Below are 20,990 nucleotides of genomic sequence, written 5' to 3' on the forward strand. Positions count from 1 at the left end.
GCGTCTAGGCCGTCCCTCAGAAACCTTGCACCGGCAGGCTGAAACAGGTGAAGACCGCCGAATAGTGCACGGCGGCGGCGGTGACGACGAAACCGTGCCAGATGGCGTTCTGGAAGCGCAGCTTCTCCCAGACATGAAAGATGACGCCGAGCGAATAGAGGACGCCGCCGATGACGATCAGCAGCATCGAGGCGGAGGGGATGCGCGCGGCGACAGGCCCGGCCACCAGCACGCCGCTCCAGCCCATGGCGAGGTAAAGCAGGATGGCGAGACGGTCGTAACGGCCGGGAAAGACGCATTTCAGGACGATGCCGACAGCGGCGAACAGCCAGATCGCCACCAGCATGAACAAGAGCAGCGGATCGTCGGCGCCGCGCTCGAGGAAGGGCGTATAGGTGGCGGCGATCAGGACGAAGATCGCCGAATGATCGAAGCGGCGCAGAAACCATTTGGTGCGCGAGACCGGCCAGACATTGTAGGAAAAGGAAATGGCAAGGGTCAGCACCAGTCCAACGCCATAGATCCAGGCGGCGGCGAGCGCGCCGTAGGAGCACCAGACGGTGGCGTAGAAGATCAGCACCGTGGCGCCGATCAGCGCCAGCACGAGGCCGACGCCGTGGACGATGCCATCGGCGATCAGTTCATACCTGTCGTAAGCCCAGCGAATGCCGTTGAACTCAGCCATGCGCGCCAATCCATTTCGTCCCCGGCCTCGATGGTCGCACCGAACGGATGGCGGCGCAACAGCGGCACATCGCGGGCGCGGTAAATCTTCGTGACAGGTCACGCGGCGCCTGCCGCGCTTTAAGAGCGGCGAGCGGAGAAAAGGGAAAGCGCGCGCTCAGATCTTGTGCCGTTCGACCAGCACGGAGCACTTGGCATGGCGCACGACGCGGTCGGCCGTGGCGCCGATGAAGTAGTTGGAAAAATCCGGCACATGCGAGGCGAGGATGATGAGGTCGGCGCGATGGCTTTCGGCGGCCGCAATGATGGCCTTGGCCGGCGGGCCGTTGCGGATTTCGACGGTTGCCGCGACTTCGGTTGCGGCGACCAGCGCCTGCAGCCTGTCGCGGCCGTCCTTCATGGCGTCCTCCAGCATATTGGCCGGCAGTTCGATCGCGACATAGGTCGGCACATCCTCGACGACGTTGAGCGCGATGATCTCGCCGCCCTCGTCGAGCAGCGATGCGGCCTTGCGGAGGATATCTTCTCCCCTGCCGAGACCGCCGAGCGCAATCGCCACGATGATCTTCCTGTACATGGCTTCCCTCCATGACTGAGATGCATAAGCTTCTTCTTAAGAAGATATGGACGCATTGATCGTGATCAAGTCGGCGGGACACGTCAGCGACGCAAATCAGCGCAAGCGATTGTCAACGCTTGCTCAACGCTTCATCCTCAAAAACGAGGCTTCTGTGAACAATGGCGATGGGCCATATAGGAATCAAGTACGGCAGCCGAGAGGATATCAGGCACATGAACCGGCGACACTTTCTCGAGCTTGCCACGGGCGGCATGGTTGCCGCCACCGCCGGTGCGCCTTCGATTTCAGAGGCAGGAGAATTATCCATGACGACCGAAATATCCTATGCGCTGACGCGGCCTGCCTATATCGACCAATCGCATCTCGTCGTTAAAGACCTCGGTCTCGTTTCCGGCTTCTATCAGTCGATGCTCGGTCTGAAAGTCATCGAAAAGACCGCAAGCGGCGAAGTTCTCGGGGTCGGCGCTCTGCCGCTGCTGACGCTGACGACCGCTGGGAATGCCGCAATCGCGCCGCGCAACGCCGCCGGGCTGTTCCACACCGCCTTCCTGATGCCCGACCGCACCCAACTGGCGCGCTGGCTGCGCCATGCGGCGCATAACAATGTCGTGCTCGACGGCGCCTCCGACCATCTCGTCAGCGAGGCGATCTATCTTTCCGATCCGGAAGGCAACGGCATCGAAATCTATGCCGACCGGCCGCACGAAGGATGGAAGTTCCATCAGGACGGCATGGTGGAGATGGCGACGCTGCGCCTCGACCTGCAGGCGCTTTACGACAGCGCGCCCGAGGATCGCTGGGACGGCATGGCTGAGGGTACGGCGATCGGCCATCTGCATCTGCAGGTCGGCGATATCCCGCAGGCCGACGCCTTCTACCGCGACGTGCTCGGCCTCAAGCTGATGGCCCGCTATCCCGGCGCAAGCTTCTTTGCCACCGGCGGCTATCATCACCATCTCGCCGCCAATATCTGGAACAGCCGCGGTGCGGCCCCGCGCGCCGACAATATGACCGGTCTTTCGGATTACAAGATCCGTTTCAACGACACGGCGACGCTCGATGCGGCGGTCTCGAAGCTCGACGCGCTGGAGATCGACAGCGAGAAGCGCGATGGCGGCGTCTTCCTCAGCGACCCCTGGGGCATCGGCCTGACGCTGTCGGCCTGAACTCCATCTATTGAACCTTTTCGGTTCCGGATGGCGTCGTCACCCCGGTCGGTCCGCCACCGCTTCCGCTCGGCGTCGGATCGCGGTCCGTCGCTTCGGGCGGCCGTGCAGGGCCGGAGGCCGGGTCATCGTTGAAGGTGCCGGGGCCGGACGGCTGCGCATTGATCGGATCCGGCTTCGTCGATGCTGTCGCCGTCGGATCGTTATTGGTGGGATCGGGCCAGATCGCCACGCTTACGCCCGCAATGATGAGGACCGCCGCACCCGCCACGAGGACGGTCCAACCCCACCACCGCCTGCGATCGGCGGCTTTGAGCTTCGTCTCGTCCGCATAAGGGGGATTGGTCGAAAAGCTCTCGGTGACCTTGGTCTGATCGCGATCTGCAGTCATGAGCTATCTCCTTCAGAGATCGAACGTCCGCGACTGGGAGGTTGTTCCGGCGGCCGGATCAAATCCACGCGCTCGTCGATGAGGGCGGAGGTCTCCTGCCGATCGCCCCTGCGGCAAGCCGCGGGGACATCTTTCGACGTCGCATGCCCCCCAGCGGAACCGGAACCGCATCAGCGCGTTTTCGTGGCGAAGCAATGGGGCTTCGGGGACCTCACCGCATGGGCATCGCCAACGGCATCCGCAAACAAGCAAGGAAGATCGCCATCGGCGAACGCCATACCAGCGCCTGGGCGAAGTCATTGAGGGAGACGGCGGAGGAATTGCCTTCCCCGCCGGTGCATCGGCTTGAAAAGGACGGGCTTGATATCAGCATGGCCTGGGCGATCATCGGCATCTTCGCCATACTCGGCCTTGCCGCCGTCTACATGATGTCGCTGATCCTCATTCCCATCACCCTTGCCGTCGTCGTCGGCATGATCCTCGGCCTCGCCGCGGAAAATCTCGGCAAAATGGGCGTGCCGCGGCTCGCCAACGCTTTCCTTCTGTCGAGCGCCGTCGCCCTGGTGATCGCCCTGCTGGCCAATTCGCTTGTCGGTCCGCTGACGATGCTTGCCAACGAAGCGCCGGCCCTCGTCGAGCGGACGATCAGCCGCATTATGCCCTACCTGGAGCGCATCGAATGGCTGCACATCACGCCGGCGACATTCGAAAGTGGGCCGATGTCGATCGGCGCGCTGCTCGAAAACACCGGCAACGTCCTGCATTTGGTGACCACGAGCCTGACGCCGGCGCTGGTGCAGGGGCTGATCTTCTTCGCCGCACTGCTGCTCTTCCTCGCCAGCCGGGTCAATCTGCGCAAGACGATCATCATGACCTTCCGCACCCGCCCGCAGCGGCTGGCGGCGATCCGCGTCATCAATGCCGTCGAGCAGGTGCTCGGCTTCTATTTCGCCACCGCCTCGCTGATCTACGTCGGGCTCGGCGTCGTCATGACGGTCATCGCCTATGCGAGCGGATTGTCGGCACCGGTGCTGTGGGGCTTCTTCGCCTTCCTGTCGAGCTTCATTCCCTATCTCGGCATCACGCTGATGACGCTGTCCGTCGCCATCGCCGGCATCATCACCTATGACGGCTTCATCGTCGGCCTGATGCCGGCCGCCGCCTTTTTCACCGTGCACCTCGTCATGGAGAACCTGATCTTCCCGGCAGTGATGGGACGGCGGCTGGAAATTAACCCCTTTATCGTCTTCCTGGCCATCCTGTTCTGGACCTGGATGTGGGGCGCGGTCGGGGCGATGCTGGCGCTGCCGCTGTCGCTGATCGTGATGACTGTTATCGAGGAATTGCTGATCGAAGAAAGACCGCAGCCGCAATTGCCGAAATGATCAAGCGAGGAGACATCTGTGGCATCCGATCTCGATCTCGACGAAGCCGATCATGAGCAGATGGTCAGCGGCCGTTCGCTCTGGGGACGAACCGGCATACGGCCGGCATGGCGAGCGATCGGTGAGAGCTTTTCCACCGACGTCGCGGTGATCGGCGGCGGCATCACCGGTGCGCTGGTCGCAGAGCACCTTGCGGCGCGCGGCTTCTCCGTTGTCATCATCGACCGGGAGGAGCCGGGTTTCGGCAGTACCGCCGCCAGCACCGCAATGCTGCAATGGGAGATCGACAGCACGCTCAGCGAACTGGAGACCTGGTATGGCTTCGAGCGCGCCGCCGGCATCTATCGCCGCAGCGCCGCTGCCGTCGCAGGCCTTGCCAAGCTGATCGCCGCAAACGCGATCGCCTGCGGCTTCCGGCCGCGCAACACGCTCTATCTCGCCGCCAACCAGGAAGGCGCCCGCGACCTGCTGGAAGAGCGCCAGCTGCGGCGCCGGGCCGGCCTTCCCGGCGTCTATCTCGAACATCCCGATCTCTTCACCCAGTTCGAGCTCGATCGGGATGGGGCGATCTATTCGCCGGGGTCGGCGGAGGCCGATCCGCTGCTCTTGACCTGGGCGCTGATCGCGATGGCCATGCAGCACGGCGCGCAGCTGGTCAGGGCTTCGGTGACCGCGCTGCACAGCGAAGGCGACCACGTGACGGTCGAGACCGACGGCACCCATGTCATCGAAGCGCGGCATGTGGTGTTGGCGACCGGCTATTCGATGCCGGGCCTCGATATGCCGAAGCTGCACCGGACAACCTCGAGCTGGGCATTCGCCACCGTGCCGCAGAACCCCGCGACGTTCTGGCGCGACAGGGCGTTGATCTGGGAGGACAGTCATCCCTATCTCTACATGCGCACGACCGCCGACAACCGCATCGTCGCCGGCGGCGAGGACGATGGCACGAGCGACCCCGCGGCGCGGAATCGCCAGCTGCCGTCCAAGATTCGCGCAATCCAGGAGAAGATGAAGCGGCTATGGCCGAGAGCCGATGCCCGCATCGCCCATGCCTGGGGCGGAACCTTCGGCGAAACGGCCGACGGCCTGCCGCTGATCGGGCCGGTGTCCGGCATGCCGCATGTGGTTGCCGCCTATGGTTACGGCGGCAACGGCATTACCTTTTCCTACCTCGCCGCCCAGATGATCGGCGCGATGATTGCCGGCATGCATCGCGACTGGTTCGAGGATTTCGCGCTCGATCGGGATGGACCGGGGCTGCGGCGGTTTGGGGAAGATGGGCTGCGGGTTGGGAGTGAGTTGAGATAGGGGCTTCCTATTGGCTGCTGTGCCCGGCAGCCACGGCACACCGTCAATAGCGGAACTACTCCGTCGTCTGATCGTCGCCCATATCTTCCACATCCTGCAGCCGAACAAACTCCGTGCCCTTGGCTTTCAGATCGACCAGCGCCTTCGCCACGCCCTCGCCGGCCGTATGGGTCGGCTGGTTGATGTGGGAGATGACGACATCGCCGTCTTTGGCCGAGGCGATGCGCTTTTCGGTAATCGCGGCGCCGAGCAGCGAGCCGCCGTCGCCGTTCACCGAATAGCCAGCGATGCGATAGCCGCGGGCGCGGATTTCGCTGATGGCGGAAAGGTCATATTTGGCGGTTGAGCCGCGGAACCAGTGCGGTGCGGGAATGCCGGATGCGAGCATGGCGGCGGCGCCGCCTTCGACCTCCTGTCGGACGGCTTGCGGCGAGCCGGCGGAGGCAATGCCATAGACCAGTGTCGGCGTATCGACGGCGGGAATGTGGTTCTCGCCATGATTTTCGAGTTCGAACAGGTCGGGGTTCTGCAGGAAGACGGCGAGCGCGGCGGGGTTGCGCTTCAGCCAGCGGGCGGTGACGAAGATCGTCGCCGGAATGCGCTCGCGCACGAGCGTCGACAGGATGCGCTCGTCGGCCTGGCCCATGCAGGCATCGAAGGTGAGCGCAATGCGGGCATGGCCTGATATATTGGAGCGGGCGATATGCAGATGCGGCTCGACGAGCTTGACCGCCGGGCTCTTCACGACCGGGACGGCGGCGGCCGGCAGCGGCGGCGTTTCGGCCGCGCACAGCGTGGAGAGGCCGGCCAGAATAAACGCCGAAGCAAGCAAGATGCGGTTCATGGAAGGACTTCTACGATTCCATCGGCCGAGTTTAGCGACTGCATTGGTCCACCGCCATGCGGCCGGTCAGCGCAGCCCACGGGACAGGTGATCAATCGTAGAGATAATATTTTTCCCACTTCTCGCGCGGCACCTTGTCGCCGATCTGGTAATCGAGCTGGCGCACGTTGATATGCTGCGGACCGGTGATGCAGGTGTAGGAGAGATGGTACCAGTCGCCCTTGCTGCGGAAGACCGCGCCCGGCGCCTGCAGCGAATTGTCGCCGGCGATCGGGTCCTTGAAGGTATAGGCGATCACCTTGTCGGGCTTGAAGCCGGTGCTGTCCTGGTTGATGCGGCTCATCGCCTCGGTGTCGCAGCTCTGCTCCAGGCGGGTCGAGGGATCGAGTTTTTCCAGCTGCTTCTTGATGGCGGGATCGACGGCAAAGGCGGGGGCAGCAAGGCCGACGAGGGATACAAACAGGAGCAGGTGTTTCGGCATTGAAGAAAATCCCTTGCTGTTGTCCGGTCTTGACCCTGCCACTGGCAGCTTGCCGGGGGCTTGGCACGTGTAAATTTCGATCTGCGATAGCGGACATTCTTAAATATTGTGGTGACATCAAGGCAGGGCGAACCGAGCCGCCCCCATGCCTGTGGAAGGCCACCTCGCCCCTTGGCGCTTGATCCCAGACCGGCGCGCCTCTATCTCTTGCCAACCCGACATTCCCACCGGAGCCAATTCCTTGTCCGTTTTCAAGAACCTGCCGACGCCACCCGCCGCACCGAAGAAGCCCGTCTCCAATACGCGCCACGGCATTACCCGCACGGACGATTATGCCTGGCTGCGCGCCGACAACTGGCAGGCGATGTTCAAGGATCCTTCGATCCTCGATCCCGAGATCCGCCGGCATCTCGAAGCTGAGAACGCCTATATGAACGCGGCGATGGAAGACACCAAGCCGCTGCAGAAGGCGCTGTTTTCCGAAATGCGCGGCCGCATCAAGGAAGACGACAGCTCGGTACCGGTCAAAGACGGCGCCTATGCCTACGGCACGTCCTACGTGACCGGCGGCGAGCAGCCGCGCTATTTTCGCATCCCTCGCGATGGCAGTGTCGCCGATGAGACGATCCGTACGGTGCTGCTCGACGGCGACAAGGAAGCATCAGGCAAGGCCTATTTCCGCCTCGCCGGTCTCGACCATTCCACCGACCACGGCCGTGGCATCTGGGGCTATGACGACAAGGGCTCGGAGTTCTTCACGCTGAAGGTGCGCGACCTTTCGACCGGCCAGGATCTCGACGATGTGATCGAGAATACCGGCGGCGGCGGCGTCTGGGCGCCTGATGGCAAGAGCTTCTTCTATTCGGCGCTCGACGAGAACCACCGGCCCTCGAAGGTGTTCCACCACATTGTCGGCCGGCCGCAGTCGGAAGACCGGCTGGTCTACGAGGAAGCCGATGCCGGCTTCTTTATGGGCGTCGGCGGCTCGCTGCTTGATGACTTCATCTATATCGACATCCACGACCACGAGACGAGCGAATACCGGCTGCTGTCGACCAAGGACCTTACCGCCGAGCCGAAGCTGGTGGCGGCGCGCGAGGAAGGCATCGAATATTCGCTGACCGAGGGCGGCGACATCTTCTACATCCTGACCAATGACGGCGGCGCCAAGGATTTCAAGATCATGGAAGCGCCGGTTGATAAGCCAGGCAAGGAAAACTGGCGCGAGGTCGTGCCGCATAAGCCCGGCACGCTGATCATCAGCCACATGGCCCATGCCCGCCATCTGCTGTGGCTGGAGCGCAAGGACGGGCTGCCGCAGATCATGATCCGCGATCGGGCGACCGGCGAGGAACATGCGATCGCCTTTGCCGAGGAAGCCTATTCGCTGGGGCTTTCGGGTGCTGCGGAATACGATACGGATGTCATTCGCTTCTCCTATTCCTCGATGACAACGCCGTCTCAGCTCTATGACTACAACATGGTGACGCGCGAGCGCACCCTGCTGAAGACCCAGGAAGTGCCGTCAGGCCACAATCCCGACGACTACGTCACCCGCCGCGTCTTCGCGCCCTCCTGGGACGGCGAGACGGTGCCGGTCACCCTGCTCTATCGCAAGGACACGCCGCTCGACGGCACGGCCCCCTGCCTGCTCTACGGCTACGGCGCCTACGGCATCACCATTCCGGCCGGCTTCAACACCAATTGCCTGTCGCTCGTCGACCGCGGCTTCGTCTATGCCATCGCCCATATCCGCGGCGGCAAAGACAAGGGCTTTGCCTGGTACGAAGACGGCAAGATGGATAAGAAGACCAACAGCTTCAAAGACTTCATCGCTGCGGCCGACTATCTGAATCAACAGAAGTTCACCTCTTACGCGAAGATCATCGCCGAGGGCGGCTCGGCCGGCGGCATGCTGATGGGAGCCGTCGCCAACATGGCGCCGGAGAAATTTTCCGGCATCATCGCCGCTGTCCCCTTCGTCGACGTGCTCAACACCATGCTCGACGATACGCTGCCGCTCACCCCGCCGGAATGGCCGGAATGGGGCAACCCGATCGACAGCAAGGAAGAATACGAGCAGATCGCCGCCTATTCGCCCTATGACAATGTCGATGCCAAAGCCTACCCGCCGATCCTGGCACTCGGCGGCCTGACCGACCCGCGCGTCACCTATTGGGAGCCGGCCAAATGGGTGGCGAAGCTGCGTGAGGAGACGACCGGCGCGGCGCCGATCCTGCTCAAGACCAACATGGACGCCGGCCACGGTGGCGCCTCGGGACGCTTCCAGCGGCTGGAGGAGATCGCGTTTGAGTATGCGTTTGCGATCAAGGTGGCGGGGAAGATGTGAAATCTTTAGGGGGCGTGCCGTGGTCGCCCCCTCTGCCTGCCGGGCATCTCCCCCACAGGTGGGGAGATCACAAGTGGCCAAACCTTCGCACGCGTCTATCGTTTCGCCGGGCTGCAACGCCAGTTGTTTGGGGAAGCCAGTGAGCCCAGCCAATCTCCCCACCCGTGGGGAAGATGCCCGGCAGGGCAGAGGGGGCTGGCACGGCACAACAGGCCTAGGGAGACACTGAAATGCCCATCTATATCGCCCTCCTCCGCGCCGTAAACGTCGGCGGCACCGGCGCCTTGCCGATGCCCGAGCTGAAGGCGATCTGCGAAGAGCTCGGCTTTACCGACGTCAAAACCTATATCCAAAGCGGCAATGTACTCTTCCGCTCGGATGAGTCCGAAACGGCGGTGGAGGAAAAGCTCGACGCGGCGCTCGGCAAGAAGATGGGCAAACGGCCGGGCGTGATGGTGCGTAGCCGCAAGGAGCTCGACAAGATCGCCGCCAACGCCCCCTTCCCCGACGCCAAGCCGAACTTTCTGCTGGTCTACTTCCTGCCCGAAAAAGCCCCCGCCGATGCACTCGAAAAGATGGTGGCGCCCGACGGCGAGGAGGCAAAACTCGCGACCCGGGAAATCTATGTGCATTATCCCAATGGTTCCGGCCGCTCGAAACTGAAGCTGCCAGCGCTGAAGCCGGGAACCTCGCGCAATCTCAACACCGTGCGCAAGCTCGCCGATATGGCGGCGGCGATGGAAGGCTAAGGGCAGCTAGGCCCTCGGCATTTCCGCCACCGGCAGGAAGAGCATCTTCACGAAGGTGCGGAGCATCAGCACCTGTTCGGCCAGCGTGTTCGGCTCTTTCAGCGTCTTCGACAGAACGATGCCGCCTTCCAGGACGGAAGACACCATGTCGGCGAGCTGGTCGACATTGATGGGCTCGCGCGGCGGATAGACCTCCATGATGTCGCGGAGCATGCGGCCGAAACGGCGCCGCCAGGCAAGCACCGCATTGCGGTTGGTCTCCTGTATCTCCCGGTCGAACAGCCGCTCGTAATAGCAGACGGTCGCCACAAGGCAGCCGGGATGGCCGTTCGGCAGATCGGAGAGCAGTTCGGACAGCAGCTTGAGGCCAAGCAGGAAGGATTGCAGCGGATCGTCGGTCAGATCGCGCGCACGGCTGAAGATCTCGTCGTAGATGCGCTCGTCATTTTCGATGTAGCGGTTGAGCAGCGCCTTGGCGAGCTCGTTCTTGTCCCTAAAATGATAGAAGAAGCCGCTCTTGGTGATGCCCGTCTCGGCGATCAGCTCCTCGATGGAGGTGCCGCCGAAACCCTTCTGCAGGACAGCCGCTTCGGCCACATCGAGGATGCGGGTCCTGGTTTCCTCGCCCTTTCGCATATCCCCTCCTGTACCGGCGGTACAGTTTTGATCGCCGCACGTTCAGAACCTGCTGCGTCCCCGGCAGCTTCGGTTACGCCAAGCGATTGATATCAACCGGCAAAAACCGAAACCGCCGGCAGTATACCGCAAGTCGCCTAGTTTGGCAGCCGAATAAGCGCCAGAACATCAGTCATCGACGGCAGCCGTTTCGGGTGCTGCGAGGGAGCGGCTTCAACAATGGCAAAGTACAGAAACGGTCTGCCGCAGCTCAAAGGCGGCACCTTCATTACCGATGGCGGCATGGAAACGACGATGATCTTCCAGGAAGGCATCGAGCTTCCGCATTTCGCCGCCTTCATTTTGTTGGCTTCCGAAGACGGGCGGCAGCGGATGCGGAATTATTATCGCCGTTATCTCGATATCGCCCGGCGGCACGGCACCGGCTTCGTGCTCGACACCGCGACATGGCGGGCCAATCCGGACTGGGGGCAGAAGCTCGGTTATACCGCTGAAGCCCTGAAGGCGGCCAACGAGGAAGCCGTCGACCTGCTCGTTGGCTTACGCAGCGCCTATGAGCGGCCGGAGCAGCCGATCGTCATCAGCGGCGCGATCGGCCCGCGCGGCGACGGCTACAAGGCGGGCTTGATGAGTGCGGACGAAGCGGAGGACTACCACGCCTTCCAGGTCGAGGCTTTCGCCGGCACGGAGGCGGATATGGTCAGCGCCTTCACGTTGACGAACATCGACGAGGCGATCGGCGTGGCGCGTGCGGCAAAGTCGTTCGCCATGCCCTGCGCCATCTCCTTCACGCTGGAGACGGACGGCAGGCTGGTGACGGGCCGCAGTATTCAGGACGCCATCGAGACAACCGACATGGCCACCGGCGGAACGCCGGTCTACTACATGATCAATTGCGCGCATCCGACGCATTTCGAAGGCGCTCTCGATCACGGCAGCGCATGGGTAAAGCGCATTTCCGGCATTCGCGCCAATGCTTCGACCATGAGCCACGAGCAGCTTGATAACAGCGAGACACTCGATGCCGGCGATCCCGAAGATCTCGGGCGGCGATACCGCAAGCTTCTCGATCGCATGCCCGAGCTGCGCGTTCTGGGGGGCTGCTGCGGCACGGATCATCGCCATGTCGCGGCCATCTGCGAGGCGTGCCTACCGCATGCGGCATGAGCCAGAGAGGGAGGGCAGGACAATGACGATGGTGGGGGCGGCGTCGCGCCGGCGAGGCTGGCGTGATCTGTGGCTTGCGATCACGGGGCGCCGGGGGCGCGCCGAGCCCGACGCGATTGTGGAGGTAGCGTTGCGGGATATCGATCTTGCTGCCTTTGGCGGACCGATCGGTTACGGGCTCGAGGCGGACCGGCGGGAGGGCAAGCACTTGCGGCGAAAGCCGATGCGGGAGCCGGTCGGCTTCTGACGAAAGGAAAGGCGGCGTCAGCCTTCGGCGGCGGCGCCTTTCGTCCTTTTGGCCTTGTAGCCGCTGATCTCCTCGCCGGCGGTTGGCGAAAAGCGCAGGTTCCAGAAGGTCGCGGTGATCGAGATGAGCGTGACGACGATGAAGGCGGTGGAGAAATCGCCGAGCGACGGCGTTTCGGCATTGTTGAAGGTCATGGAGCCGTGCAGCGCCAAGGCGCCGATGCAGATGCCGAGCGAAAGCATCAGCTGCTGGAAGGTGGTGTAGAAGCTGGTGGCCGAGCTCATCCGCTCCTTGTCGATCTCGTCATAGGCTATGGTGTTATAGGCGGTGAACTGGAACGACAGGAAGAAGGCGCTGAGTATCAGCACGATGAAGATGAGCGGCATCGGCCAATCCGGCCGGAAGGCGGCGCAGAGGCCGTAGCCGACCGTACCGAGGATGCCGTTGAGGACGAGGCTGCGGCGGAAACCGAGCCGGCTGAAGACGAACTTCGCCATCGGCTTCATGGCGAGCGCGCCAAGTGCTGTGGCAATGACGATCTGGCCGGCGGCGGCGGCCGACAAGCCGAAGCCGATCTGGAAGAGCAGCGGCAGCAGGAAGGGCTGGGCGCCCTGGGTGATGCGCGTCAGCGAACCGGCGATGACCGAGGTGCCAAAGCTCGGCACCTTCATCAGCGAGAAATCCATGATCGGCGACGGATGCCTGCGGGCATGCCTGAGATAGGCGATGCCGAAGATGAGACCGACGGCGATCAGGAAGAGCGAGAAGGCGCCCTCGCCTTCGTGGCTCGACATTTCGAAGCCGAAGAGCAGCGAGCCGAGCGAGAGGCCGGAGAGCACGAAGCCGATCGTATCGAACGGGCCGCTCGCCTTGCCCTTGACCTCGTCGATATAGATCGAGACGAAGATCATGCCGATGATGCCGATCGGCACGTTGATGTAGAAGATCCAGCGCCAGTCGAGATAGGTGACGAAGAAGCCGCCGAGCGGCGGGCCGACGATCGGGCCGATCAGCGCGGGCACCAGCAGCCAGGACATGGCGCTGACCATATCCTTGCGGGCGACGCTGCGCATCAGCACCAGGCGCCCGACCGGCATCATCATCGCGCCGCCGAGGCCCTGCAGCAGCCGCGCCAAAACCAGGAAGGACAGCGTCGGCGCCAGCGCACAGAGGATGGAGCCGGCGACGAAGACGGCGATTGCCGCACGGAAGACGGTGCGGGAGCCGAAACTGTCGGCCATGCGGCCACTGGCCGGAATGAAGATCGCCAGGCTGAGGAGATAGGAAGTCAGCGCGATCGACATGGCCGGGGCGCTGACGCTAAAATCGCGCGCCATGGTCGGCAGCGCCGTCGCCAGCACGGTCGCATCGATATTTTCCATCAGCATCGCACTCGCGACAATCATCGCGATCACCCGGAAATTGGGCGCGGCGCGCCGAACCATCGGCGCCTGGTAAATCTGATCCGACATCGTCCGGGATCACTCGCGGTGGCGCGGCGGAGCACAGGAGGCAGCATAGCCGCGGGGGATGACATGGCGTAATGCCAAGGGGAGACGATCTCCTATACGCCCGCGATCATGGCGGCGCTATGTCCTTTATGGCACAGCAGCTTTGACGAGCGGGAAAAGCAGATCACGATTGCTTGCATCGGCCTCATGCTTCGTGAAGAGCTTGCGCCGCGGGCCACGCGGCCCTACCTATCGATCATGACCTCCGCCCTCGAGAATAACCGGCCCGGTGCGGCCTTCGCCTTCGACAACAGCTATGCCGGCCTGCCGCAGCGCTTCTTTGCGGCGCAGATGCCGACGGCGGTGGCGGAGCCCTGGCTGATCAAGCTCAACGAGCCGCTGGCCGCCGAACTCGGGCTCGACGTCGAGGCGCTGCGGCGCGACGGCGCGGCGATCTTTTCCGGCAATCTCATTCCGGAAGGCGCACAACCGCTGGCGATGGCCTATGCCGGCCATCAGTTCGGCGGCTTCTCGCCGCAGCTCGGCGACGGCCGGGCGATCCTGCTCGGCGAGGTCATTGACCGAAGCGGCAGGCGCTTCGATATCCAGCTGAAGGGCGCCGGGCCGACGCCTTTCTCGCGGCGCGGCGACGGGCGGGCAGCCCTCGGACCGGTGCTGCGCGAATATATCGTCAGCGAAGCGATGTTTGCGCTCGGCATTCCGGCGACACGGGCGCTGGCGGCGGTGACGACGGGCGAGCCGGTCTACCGGGAAGAGGTGCTGCCGGGCGCCGTCTTCACCCGGGTCGCGGCCAGCCACATCAGGGTCGGCACCTTCCAGTTTTTTGCCGCGCGGGGCGATACAGACGGTGTGCGGGCACTCGCCGATTATGTGATCGACCGGCATTATCCCGCGCTGAAAGACGCGGAGGAGCCCTATCTTCGGCTATTCGAGGTGGTTTCGGAACGCCAGGCGGCGCTGATCGCCCGCTGGCTGCATGTCGGCTTCATCCATGGCGTGATGAACACGGACAATATGACGATCTCTGGCGAGACGATCGATTTCGGCCCCTGCGCCTTCATGGATGCCTATGATCCGGCGACCGTCTTCTCGTCGATCGACCAGCACGGCCGTTATGCCTATGCCAACCAGCCGGCCATCGGCCAATGGAACCTCGCGCGGCTCGGCGAAACGCTGCTGCCGCTGATCGACGCCGAGCTCGACGGCGCAGTCGATAAGGCGAATGTGGTGATCCGGGCTTATGGCGAGCGGCTCCAGGCGCATTGGCTGGCCGGTATGCGGAAAAAGATCGGCCTTGCCGGCGAAGAGGAAGGTGATCTCGATCTGGTGCAGGCGCTGCTGTCGCTGATGCAAGCGCAGGGCGCCGATTTCACCCTGACCTTCCGCCGACTGTCGGATCTGGCCGGCGACGAGGCGGCGGAGCCCGCCTTTGCCGCAAGTTTCCGCGAGCCGGAGGCCGGCCGTACCTGGCTCACGCGATGGCGCGAGCGACTGTCGCGCGATCCGCAGACGGCCAGCGAGCGCGCCACCGCCATGCTCAGCGTCAATCCGGCCTTCATTCCGCGCAATCACCGCGTCGAACAGGCAATCGAGGCCGCGGTCGAAAACGGCGATTTCTCGCTGTTCGAGGCGCTGCTGACGGTGCTCGCCAGGCCCTATGACGACCAGCCGGATTTTGCCGGCTATAGCGAGCCGCCGAAGCCGCATGAGCGGGTGCTGGCGACCTTCTGCGGGACATGAGCGGCTCCAATACAACCGTACCGTGATACCCGCCTGCGGCAAATGCGGCCGTTGAAAGGCATGTCCTTCGCGCTATCTGGCTGATCGGCGGGGCTTTTCCGCCTTTCTCACCCGGCGAACCTCAGCGGGAGACAGCCTTATGGCGATCGTCATCACCTCCATACTTTTCCTCATCATCGGACTGGCGCTCGGCGGCGGCGGGCTGTGGCTCGTCACGCTCGGTGGCAGCGTCTTCTATTTGTTCGCCGGGCTGATGTTCCTGATCACCGCCGGGCTGCTTCTGATGCGCAAGGCGGTGGCGCTCTGGGTCTATGCGGTGCTCGTCATCGCCGCACTCGCCTGGGCGGTCTGGGAGGTGGGCTTCGACTGGTGGCAGCTCGGGCCGCGCGGCGGCCTCATCATCCTGCTCGGACTCTGGCTGCTGACGCCCTGGATCCGCCGGCCGCTCGGCTTTCGCAGCCCGACCGGCATCACCTATGGCGCCAATCCCTGGCCGCTTGCCGTGCCGGTCGTTCTCGCCATCCTCGTCGCCCTCTATTCAATGACCACTGACCCGCACGATCTTGCAGGCGATCTGCCGAAGGATCAGGTCGCCGCCAGCCCCGCTTTCGGCGGCAGCGTGCCGGATGGAGAATGGCATCAGTACGGCCGCACGCCCTTCGGCCAGCGTTATTCGCCGCTCGACCAGATCACCGTCGAGAACGTCTCCACCCTCAAGGAGGCGTGGCGATACCAGACCGGTGACGTCAAGCGGCCGGACGACATCAGCGAGACGACCTACCAGGTGACGCCGCTCAAGGTGAAGGACACGCTCTATCTGTGCACGCCGCATAACTGGGCGATCGCGCTCGACGCCAAGACCGGCAAGGAGAAATGGAAATATGACTCCAATTCCGGCATGAACCCCAACCGGCAGCATCAGACCTGCCGCGGCGTCACCTATTATGCCGACCCCGATGTCGCGGCCGGCCAGCCCTGCGCCGAGCGGGTCTACCTGCCGACCTCCGATGCCCGGCTGATCGCGCTCGACGCGGCGGACGGCAAGGTCTGCACCGGCTTTGCCGATCAGGGCGTGCTGCATCTCGAAACCGGCATGCGCTTCAACCCGGCCGGCTATTATTATTCCACCTCGCCGCCGGTCGCCGTGGCCGGCAAGATCATCATCGGCGGGGCGGTCAACGACAATTATTCGACCGAGGCGCAGTCCGGCGTCATCCGCGCCTTCGACATCAAGACCGGCGCGCTGGTGTGGAACTGGGATTCCGGCAACCCCGATGTGACGACGCCGATCGCCGCCGGCCAGACCTATACGACCAACTCGCCGAACAGCTGGTCGGTCTTCAGCGTCGACGAGGCGCTCGGCATGGTTTACATCCCGCTCGGCAATCAGGTGCCCGATCAGCTCGGCATCAACCGCAGCGACAATGTCGAGAAATTCTCCTCCTCGATCGTCGCCCTTGATATCGCTACCGGCCAGCTGCGCTGGGTGCGCCAGACCGTGCATCACGATCTCTGGGATATGGACGTGCCGGCCCAGCCGGCGCTGATCGACCTGACGAAAGAAGACGGCAGCGTCGTTCCCGCCCTGGTCGGCCCGACCAAGCAGGGCGATCTCTATGTGCTCGACCGGCGCAGCGGCGAACCGATCATCCCCATCAAGGAAATCCCGGCGCCTGATGGAGCGATCTCCGGCGATCATACCTCGCCGACGCAGCCGATCTCCGACCTCACCTTCTCGCCGGAGCCGCTGAAGGAAAAGGATATGTGGGGCGTGTCGCTGCTCGACCAGCTCGTCTGCCGCATCGATTTCCACCGCTACCGCTACGAAGGCCGTTACACGCCGCCGTCGCTCGCAGGGACGATCGTCTATCCCGGCAATTTCGGCACGTTCAACTGGGGCAGCGTCGCGGTCGATCCCGAGCGGCAGATCATGTTCGGCATGCCGACCTATCTCGCCTTCACCTCGCGCCTGGTGCCGGCCGCCGACATTCCGCCGCGCGGCCAGGATGAAAAGGGCAGCGAACAGGGGCTCAACCGCAACGACGGCGCGCCCTACGGCGTCTTCATGGGGCCCTTCCTCGGACCGCTGCAGATCCCCTGCCAGGCGCCGCCATGGGGCTATGTCGCCGGCGTCGACCTGCGCACCGGCAAGATCGCCTATATGCACAAGAACGGCACCGTGCATGACATGACGCCGCTGCCCCTGCCCTTCAAGATAGGCGTGCCCGGCATCGGCGGGCCGATGCTGACCAAGGGCGGCGTCGCCTTCCTCGGGGCCGCGGTCGACAACTATCTGCGCGCCTATGACGTGACGAGCGGCCGGCAACTCTGGCAGGCGCGGCTTCCGGCTGGCGGCCAGGCGACGCCGATGACCTATACGACTGAAGACAATAAGCAATATGTCGTCATGGTCGCCGGCGGCCACGGCTCGGTCGGCACCAAGCCCGGTGATTATGTGATTGCCTATACGCTGCCGTGATGGAGGAGTTGCCGTTCCTTGGAAGAAAGCCCCCTCCCCAACCCCTCCCCACAAGGGGGAGGGGCTACCGTGCCGCGCCCGTCCCATTTCATTTCTGACGACACCGCATGTGGCAGCGCATCTTTGGTGGAGGGAGCATGCCGCAGGTTAGCCCCTCCCTCTTGTGGGGAGGGGTTGGGGCGGGGTTTTCACCCGCACAACGGACAGCCGTCGCATCTTTCCTGGTTCAAACCATCTCGACAATCATCCGCCCAACCTCGGCAAAGACCGGATTGAGGTCCTTCACCGGCACGGTCGCCTCGGCGATATAGACGGCGGCGACGATCGGGCCGCGGTCGGGGGGCCAGATGACGGCGATGTCGCCGAGCGAACCGTTCGGGCCGGTGCCGGTCTTGTCGCCGACCTTCCAATCGGCCGGCAGGCCGGCCCTCAGCCGCTCCTTGCCGGTCGTGCTTGCGACCAGCCAGGCGATCAGCCTGTTGCAGGAAGCTTCCGTCAGCACCGATCCGAGGGTCAGATTGCCGAGCGTATCGAGCATCGCAGCCGGTGTCGTCGTGTCGCGCGGATCGCCCTTCCGGCCCTCGTTCAGCGTCGGTTCGGTGCGGTCGAGACGCGTCGTGCCGTCGCCGATCGAGCGCAGCCAATCGGTCAGCCCCGCAGGCCCGCCGAAGCTTTCGAGCAGCAGGTTGCCGGCGGTATTGTCGCTGAGCGTCACCGCCGCATCGCAGAGTTCGGCGATCGTCATGCCGTCGGCGCCTGCGTGTTTTTCGCTGATCGGCGAATAGTCGACAAGCTTGTCCTTGCCGTAGGTCACCCGCCGGTCGAGGCTCTCGTCGCCCTTGTCGACGCGGGCCAGCACGAAGCCGGCGGCCAGCGCCTTGAAGGTGCTGCACATCGGAAAGGCTTCGCTGCCGCGATAGCCGAAGGAGATGCTGGTCTGGGTGTCGAGCACCGAGACGCCGAGGCGCCCGCCGGTGCGTTTTTCCAGCTCGGCCAGGCGGCGCTCGACATTGTCGTCGCCCTCTTCGCTCTTTTCCTCGGCGCTGACGGGAAGCGTGAGCGCAGGCAGGCACAAAGCCGAGCCTATCAGCATGCGGCGGGTAAGACTGAGATCCATGAAAATCCTCCGGCGGTGAGGAGGACAGAGCTAAGGCGCGATTGCGGCGGCATCTCGTCATCGCGGCGACGAAGTCGTCCCGCGGCGCCGAAGTTGCCCGCACCGGAATCATGCGGCGCGCGTCACCTCGACCGTCACATGCGACAATTCCGAGAGCGCCGAAAGCCGGGCCTTGTAGAAGGCCGGATCGCGCGGCTCGGAGGTGAGGACGGCGACGATGGCGGCGTGATGGCCGGGGCCGACCTGCCAGACATGCAGATCGGTGATCCGGTCTTCCTCCGTCTCGATCGCCTCGCGAATGTCAACCGGCAGCGTCTCGCCCTGCGGGACGACGTCGAGAAGGACGCCGCCCGAGGATTTCATCAGGCTCCAGGACCAGTTGGCGATGACCAGGCCGCCGACAATGCCCATGATCGGATCGAGCCAGAGCCAGCCATAGAGGCTGCCGAGCGTCAGCGCCGCGATGGCAAGCACGGAGGTCAGCGCGTCGGCGACGACATGCAGATAGGCGGCGCGGATATTGTTGTCGCCGTGCTTTGCGTGATGATCGTGGGCGTGATGATCGTGGGTATGATCGCCATCATCATGATGGCGATGGTGATGGTGACGATGGCCGTGTGCATGGTGGCCGCCTCCGGCAAGCAGCCAGGCACTGGCGAGGTTGACGGCAAGACCGACCACCGCCACGGCGATCGCCTGGGCAAAGCCGATCGGCACCGGATTTGCAAGGCGCAGCCAGCTTTCCCAGGCCATCAGCATGGCGATCAGCGCAAGAATGATGGCGCTGGCAAAGCCGGCGAGATCGCCGAGCTTGCCGGTGCCGAAGGTGAAGCGCGGATTGCGTGCCTGCCGGCGGGCGAAGAGATAGGCGAGCGCCGAGATCAGAAGAGCGCTGGCATGGGTCGACATGTGCCAGCCATCGGCGACCAGCGCCATGGAGCCATAGGCGGTGCCGGCCGTTATCTCCGCCACCATCATCACCGCCGTCAGCGCGATCACCAGCCAGACGCGCCGCTCGTTCACCGCATGATCGGCGCCGAGGAAAACATGATCATGTTCGAGGCTGTTCATTTGGGCTTTCCCAATCCCGGCAGTCATTCCAAACTCCTTTCTACAAGCACTCAGCGGAGATACGTTCTCAGCACTTCCGATATTTCCTCGACCGCCTCGGCCCTTGCCGCGTCATCGGCGGCATTCAGCACATGCTCGCGCAGGTGATCGTCCAGCACCTCGCCGGTCAGTCCGGTCAGGGCGCCGCGGATCGACGCGAGCAGCTGCAGGATTTCGCCGCAGGGGCGTTCGGCCTCGAGCGCCCGCTCGACTGCTTCCATCTGTCCCTTCAGACGGTTGATGCGGGCGACGAGCTTCTTTTTCTGCAGGGAGGTGTGGGACATGACGGACTCACAAATTAATATAGGGGGGTATACTATCAGCATATGCCGGCCGATATCAATGCCCATGCCGCGTGGGAGCGTCATGCTGCAGCGCCATTGACAAATGCCGCGTTTGCGGCGATGGATGCTCCATGATCAAAAACGCGCACCAGAGCCGCTCGTATTTTTGGCTGTACCTGTAAAGGGCGGCCGGACAGATCATATTGTCAACAAGCCGCCGTCAGGCGGCTTTGTTGTATCGGCAGCGTCCTGACGGCAGATTATCAAAGGACGCGAAGACCATGACCGAAATCGAAGACAGCGAAATTTCACTGATGCGCCCGTCGGTGGTGACGATCCGCACCGCCAAGCCGCGCGACCTGCCCGAGCTGAACGAAATGATCGCCCTGCTTGCCGCCCATCACGGCGACGCGGCGGCAACGACGCCAGAGCAGCTGGAGCGCGATCTGTTCGGCCCCCTGCCCTGGATCCATGCTCTCGTTGCCGAGACCGGCGAAGGGCTGATCGGTTACGCCATCCTCGTGCCGCTCTACAGGGCGCAGGAGGGAAAACGCGGCATGGACCTGCACCATCTTTTCGTGCGCGACGGCCATCGCGGCCACGGCACCGGCCAGCTGCTCGTCGACCGGGCCCGCGAGACAGCGCGCAATGCCGGCTGCGGCTATCTCTCCGTCAGTGCGGCGACCGGCAACGTGCTGGCGCACCGCTTCTACGAACAGCTGGATTTCACCCCGCGGCCGGTCACCGGCATGCGCTACATGCAGTCGATCGCTTAGGGTGGCCAGATCGAAGGTCTA

General features: G+C 63.7%; 20 protein-coding genes. 10 read left to right on the forward strand and 10 right to left on the reverse strand.

All coding sequences use genetic code 11. The features are described from left to right. Positions 1-16: 16 nt before the first annotated feature. On the reverse strand, positions 17-685 hold the full coding sequence (locus MHI61_RS17130; protein ID WP_097580149.1) for a hemolysin III family protein: 669 nt from the start codon (positions 683-685) through the stop codon (positions 17-19). Between the two features lie 156 nt (positions 686-841). Next, positions 842-1,261, reverse strand: a complete 420-nt coding sequence (locus tag MHI61_RS17135) for a universal stress protein (protein WP_239789819.1) — start codon at positions 1,259-1,261, stop codon at positions 842-844. A 308-nt stretch (positions 1,262-1,569) separates the two neighbouring features. Between MHI61_RS17135 and MHI61_RS17140 the strand changes: the two genes are divergently transcribed. Next, complete coding sequence (locus MHI61_RS17140) at positions 1,570-2,430, forward strand: VOC family protein (RefSeq protein ID WP_239789820.1); 861 nt, start codon at positions 1,570-1,572, stop codon at positions 2,428-2,430. A 7-nt stretch (positions 2,431-2,437) separates the two neighbouring features. Here MHI61_RS17140 and MHI61_RS17145 read toward each other — a convergent pair whose 3' ends face one another. After that, positions 2,438-2,821, reverse strand: a complete 384-nt coding sequence (locus MHI61_RS17145) for a hypothetical protein (RefSeq protein WP_239789821.1) — start codon at positions 2,819-2,821, stop codon at positions 2,438-2,440. Positions 2,822-3,039: 218 nt separating this feature from the next. On the opposite strand from MHI61_RS17145, the gene MHI61_RS17150 reads away from it, so the two are divergent. Both MHI61_RS17150 and MHI61_RS17155 read left to right on the forward strand, forming a co-directional pair. Next, positions 3,040-4,206, forward strand: a complete 1,167-nt coding sequence (locus MHI61_RS17150) for an AI-2E family transporter (protein ID WP_239789822.1) — start codon at positions 3,040-3,042, stop codon at positions 4,204-4,206. An 18-nt stretch (positions 4,207-4,224) separates the two neighbouring features. Next, positions 4,225-5,517: an FAD-dependent oxidoreductase gene (locus MHI61_RS17155; protein ID WP_239789823.1), complete on the forward strand. Its 1,293-nt coding sequence runs from the start codon at positions 4,225-4,227 to the stop codon at positions 5,515-5,517. A gap of 55 nt (positions 5,518-5,572) precedes the next feature. Here the strand turns inward: MHI61_RS17155 and MHI61_RS17160 are convergent, their stop codons facing one another. Both MHI61_RS17160 and MHI61_RS17165 read right to left on the reverse strand, forming a co-directional pair. Continuing rightward, positions 5,573-6,361 (reverse strand): polysaccharide deacetylase family protein, encoded by a 789-nt coding sequence (locus tag MHI61_RS17160; RefSeq protein ID WP_239789824.1) that lies wholly within the window; start codon positions 6,359-6,361, stop codon positions 5,573-5,575. A 91-nt stretch (positions 6,362-6,452) separates the two neighbouring features. Beyond that, positions 6,453-6,842: a DUF930 domain-containing protein gene (locus tag MHI61_RS17165; RefSeq protein ID WP_097580143.1), complete on the reverse strand. Its 390-nt coding sequence runs from the start codon at positions 6,840-6,842 to the stop codon at positions 6,453-6,455. 241 nt (positions 6,843-7,083) lie between these two features. Between MHI61_RS17165 and MHI61_RS17170 the strand changes: the two genes are divergently transcribed. Beyond that, entirely contained in the window at positions 7,084-9,192 is a 2,109-nt protein-coding gene (locus MHI61_RS17170; RefSeq protein WP_239789825.1) for a S9 family peptidase, read from the forward strand. 230 nt (positions 9,193-9,422) lie between these two features. After that, positions 9,423-9,941 (forward strand): DUF1697 domain-containing protein, encoded by a 519-nt coding sequence (locus MHI61_RS17175; RefSeq protein WP_239789826.1) that lies wholly within the window; start codon positions 9,423-9,425, stop codon positions 9,939-9,941. A gap of 6 nt (positions 9,942-9,947) precedes the next feature. On the opposite strand, the gene MHI61_RS17180 is transcribed toward MHI61_RS17175, so the two are convergent. Then, positions 9,948-10,577: a TetR/AcrR family transcriptional regulator gene (locus tag MHI61_RS17180; protein WP_097580140.1), complete on the reverse strand. Its 630-nt coding sequence runs from the start codon at positions 10,575-10,577 to the stop codon at positions 9,948-9,950. A 219-nt stretch (positions 10,578-10,796) separates the two neighbouring features. Between MHI61_RS17180 and MHI61_RS17185 the strand changes: the two genes are divergently transcribed. Together MHI61_RS17185 and MHI61_RS17190 are read left to right on the forward strand one after the other, a co-directional pair. Continuing rightward, the gene (locus tag MHI61_RS17185) at positions 10,797-11,744 is read left to right on the forward strand and encodes a homocysteine S-methyltransferase family protein (RefSeq protein WP_239789827.1); all 948 of its coding nucleotides are present in this window, start codon (positions 10,797-10,799) and stop codon (positions 11,742-11,744) included. Positions 11,745-11,766: 22 nt separating this feature from the next. After that, the gene (locus MHI61_RS17190; protein ID WP_239789828.1) at positions 11,767-11,991 is read left to right on the forward strand and encodes a hypothetical protein; all 225 of its coding nucleotides are present in this window, start codon (positions 11,767-11,769) and stop codon (positions 11,989-11,991) included. 17 nt (positions 11,992-12,008) lie between these two features. Here MHI61_RS17190 and MHI61_RS17195 read toward each other — a convergent pair whose 3' ends face one another. Beyond that, positions 12,009-13,463: an MFS transporter gene (locus MHI61_RS17195; RefSeq protein ID WP_239789829.1), complete on the reverse strand. Its 1,455-nt coding sequence runs from the start codon at positions 13,461-13,463 to the stop codon at positions 12,009-12,011. 237 nt (positions 13,464-13,700) lie between these two features. Here MHI61_RS17195 and MHI61_RS17200 point away from each other — a divergent pair, with 237 nt between their 5' ends. Both MHI61_RS17200 and MHI61_RS17205 read left to right on the forward strand, forming a co-directional pair. Then, a complete protein-coding gene (locus tag MHI61_RS17200; protein ID WP_239792861.1) occupies positions 13,701-15,203 on the forward strand; it encodes a YdiU family protein in 1,503 nt (500 codons plus the stop codon). Positions 15,204-15,342: 139 nt separating this feature from the next. Further along, positions 15,343-17,682, forward strand: a complete 2,340-nt coding sequence (locus tag MHI61_RS17205; protein WP_239789830.1) for a glucose/quinate/shikimate family membrane-bound PQQ-dependent dehydrogenase — start codon at positions 15,343-15,345, stop codon at positions 17,680-17,682. 226 nt (positions 17,683-17,908) lie between these two features. Here the strand turns inward: MHI61_RS17205 and bla are convergent, their stop codons facing one another. The 3 genes from bla to dmeR all read right to left on the reverse strand — a co-directional run bounded on the left by bla (position 17,909) and on the right by dmeR (position 20,193). Continuing rightward, positions 17,909-18,799 carry a class A beta-lactamase gene (gene bla / locus MHI61_RS17210; RefSeq protein WP_239789831.1) on the reverse strand — a complete coding sequence of 297 codons (891 nt, stop codon included), beginning with the start codon at positions 18,797-18,799 and terminating at the stop codon, positions 17,909-17,911. Positions 18,800-18,907: 108 nt separating this feature from the next. After that, entirely contained in the window at positions 18,908-19,897 is a 990-nt protein-coding gene (dmeF, locus tag MHI61_RS17215; RefSeq protein ID WP_239789832.1) for a CDF family Co(II)/Ni(II) efflux transporter DmeF, read from the reverse strand. Positions 19,898-19,920: 23 nt separating this feature from the next. Beyond that, a complete protein-coding gene (gene dmeR / locus MHI61_RS17220; protein ID WP_239789833.1) occupies positions 19,921-20,193 on the reverse strand; it encodes a Ni(II)/Co(II)-sensing transcriptional repressor DmeR in 273 nt (90 codons plus the stop codon). A 281-nt stretch (positions 20,194-20,474) separates the two neighbouring features. On the opposite strand from dmeR, the gene MHI61_RS17225 reads away from it, so the two are divergent. Continuing rightward, positions 20,475-20,969: a GNAT family N-acetyltransferase gene (locus MHI61_RS17225; RefSeq protein ID WP_039618661.1), complete on the forward strand. Its 495-nt coding sequence runs from the start codon at positions 20,475-20,477 to the stop codon at positions 20,967-20,969. Positions 20,970-20,990 lie beyond the last annotated feature (21 nt).

It is taken from the genome of Rhizobium sp. K102 (assembly GCF_022385315.1).
In the GTDB taxonomy this organism is placed as follows: Bacteria; Pseudomonadota; Alphaproteobacteria; order Rhizobiales; family Rhizobiaceae; genus Rhizobium; species Rhizobium croatiense.

What these genes read in the sequence shown, in the direction of transcription:
- MHI61_RS17130 (WP_097580149.1), bottom strand. Translation starts at nt 685, where the DNA reads ATGGCTGAGTTCAACGGCATTCGCTGGGCTTACGACAGGTATGAACTG.
- MHI61_RS17135 (WP_239789819.1), bottom strand. Translation starts at nt 1,261, where the DNA reads ATGTACAGGAAGATCATCGTGGCGATTGCGCTCGGCGGTCTCGGCAGG.
- MHI61_RS17140 (WP_239789820.1), top strand. Translation starts at nt 1,570, where the DNA reads ATGACGACCGAAATATCCTATGCGCTGACGCGGCCTGCCTATATCGAC.
- MHI61_RS17145 (WP_239789821.1), bottom strand. Translation starts at nt 2,821, where the DNA reads ATGACTGCAGATCGCGATCAGACCAAGGTCACCGAGAGCTTTTCGACC.
- MHI61_RS17150 (WP_239789822.1), top strand. Translation starts at nt 3,040, where the DNA reads ATGGGCATCGCCAACGGCATCCGCAAACAAGCAAGGAAGATCGCCATC.
- MHI61_RS17160 (WP_239789824.1), bottom strand. Translation starts at nt 6,361, where the DNA reads ATGAACCGCATCTTGCTTGCTTCGGCGTTTATTCTGGCCGGCCTCTCC.
- MHI61_RS17165 (WP_097580143.1), bottom strand. Translation starts at nt 6,842, where the DNA reads ATGCCGAAACACCTGCTCCTGTTTGTATCCCTCGTCGGCCTTGCTGCC.
- MHI61_RS17175 (WP_239789826.1), top strand. Translation starts at nt 9,423, where the DNA reads ATGCCCATCTATATCGCCCTCCTCCGCGCCGTAAACGTCGGCGGCACC.
- MHI61_RS17180 (WP_097580140.1), bottom strand. Translation starts at nt 10,577, where the DNA reads ATGCGAAAGGGCGAGGAAACCAGGACCCGCATCCTCGATGTGGCCGAA.
- MHI61_RS17185 (WP_239789827.1), top strand. Translation starts at nt 10,797, where the DNA reads ATGGCAAAGTACAGAAACGGTCTGCCGCAGCTCAAAGGCGGCACCTTC.
- MHI61_RS17190 (WP_239789828.1), top strand. Translation starts at nt 11,767, where the DNA reads ATGACGATGGTGGGGGCGGCGTCGCGCCGGCGAGGCTGGCGTGATCTG.
- MHI61_RS17195 (WP_239789829.1), bottom strand. Translation starts at nt 13,463, where the DNA reads ATGTCGGATCAGATTTACCAGGCGCCGATGGTTCGGCGCGCCGCGCCC.
- MHI61_RS17200 (WP_239792861.1), top strand. Translation starts at nt 13,701, where the DNA reads ATGACCTCCGCCCTCGAGAATAACCGGCCCGGTGCGGCCTTCGCCTTC.
- MHI61_RS17205 (WP_239789830.1), top strand. Translation starts at nt 15,343, where the DNA reads ATGGCGATCGTCATCACCTCCATACTTTTCCTCATCATCGGACTGGCG.
- bla (WP_239789831.1), bottom strand. Translation starts at nt 18,799, where the DNA reads ATGGATCTCAGTCTTACCCGCCGCATGCTGATAGGCTCGGCTTTGTGC.
- dmeF (WP_239789832.1), bottom strand. Translation starts at nt 19,897, where the DNA reads ATGACTGCCGGGATTGGGAAAGCCCAAATGAACAGCCTCGAACATGAT.
- dmeR (WP_239789833.1), bottom strand. Translation starts at nt 20,193, where the DNA reads ATGTCCCACACCTCCCTGCAGAAAAAGAAGCTCGTCGCCCGCATCAAC.
- MHI61_RS17225 (WP_039618661.1), top strand. Translation starts at nt 20,475, where the DNA reads ATGACCGAAATCGAAGACAGCGAAATTTCACTGATGCGCCCGTCGGTG.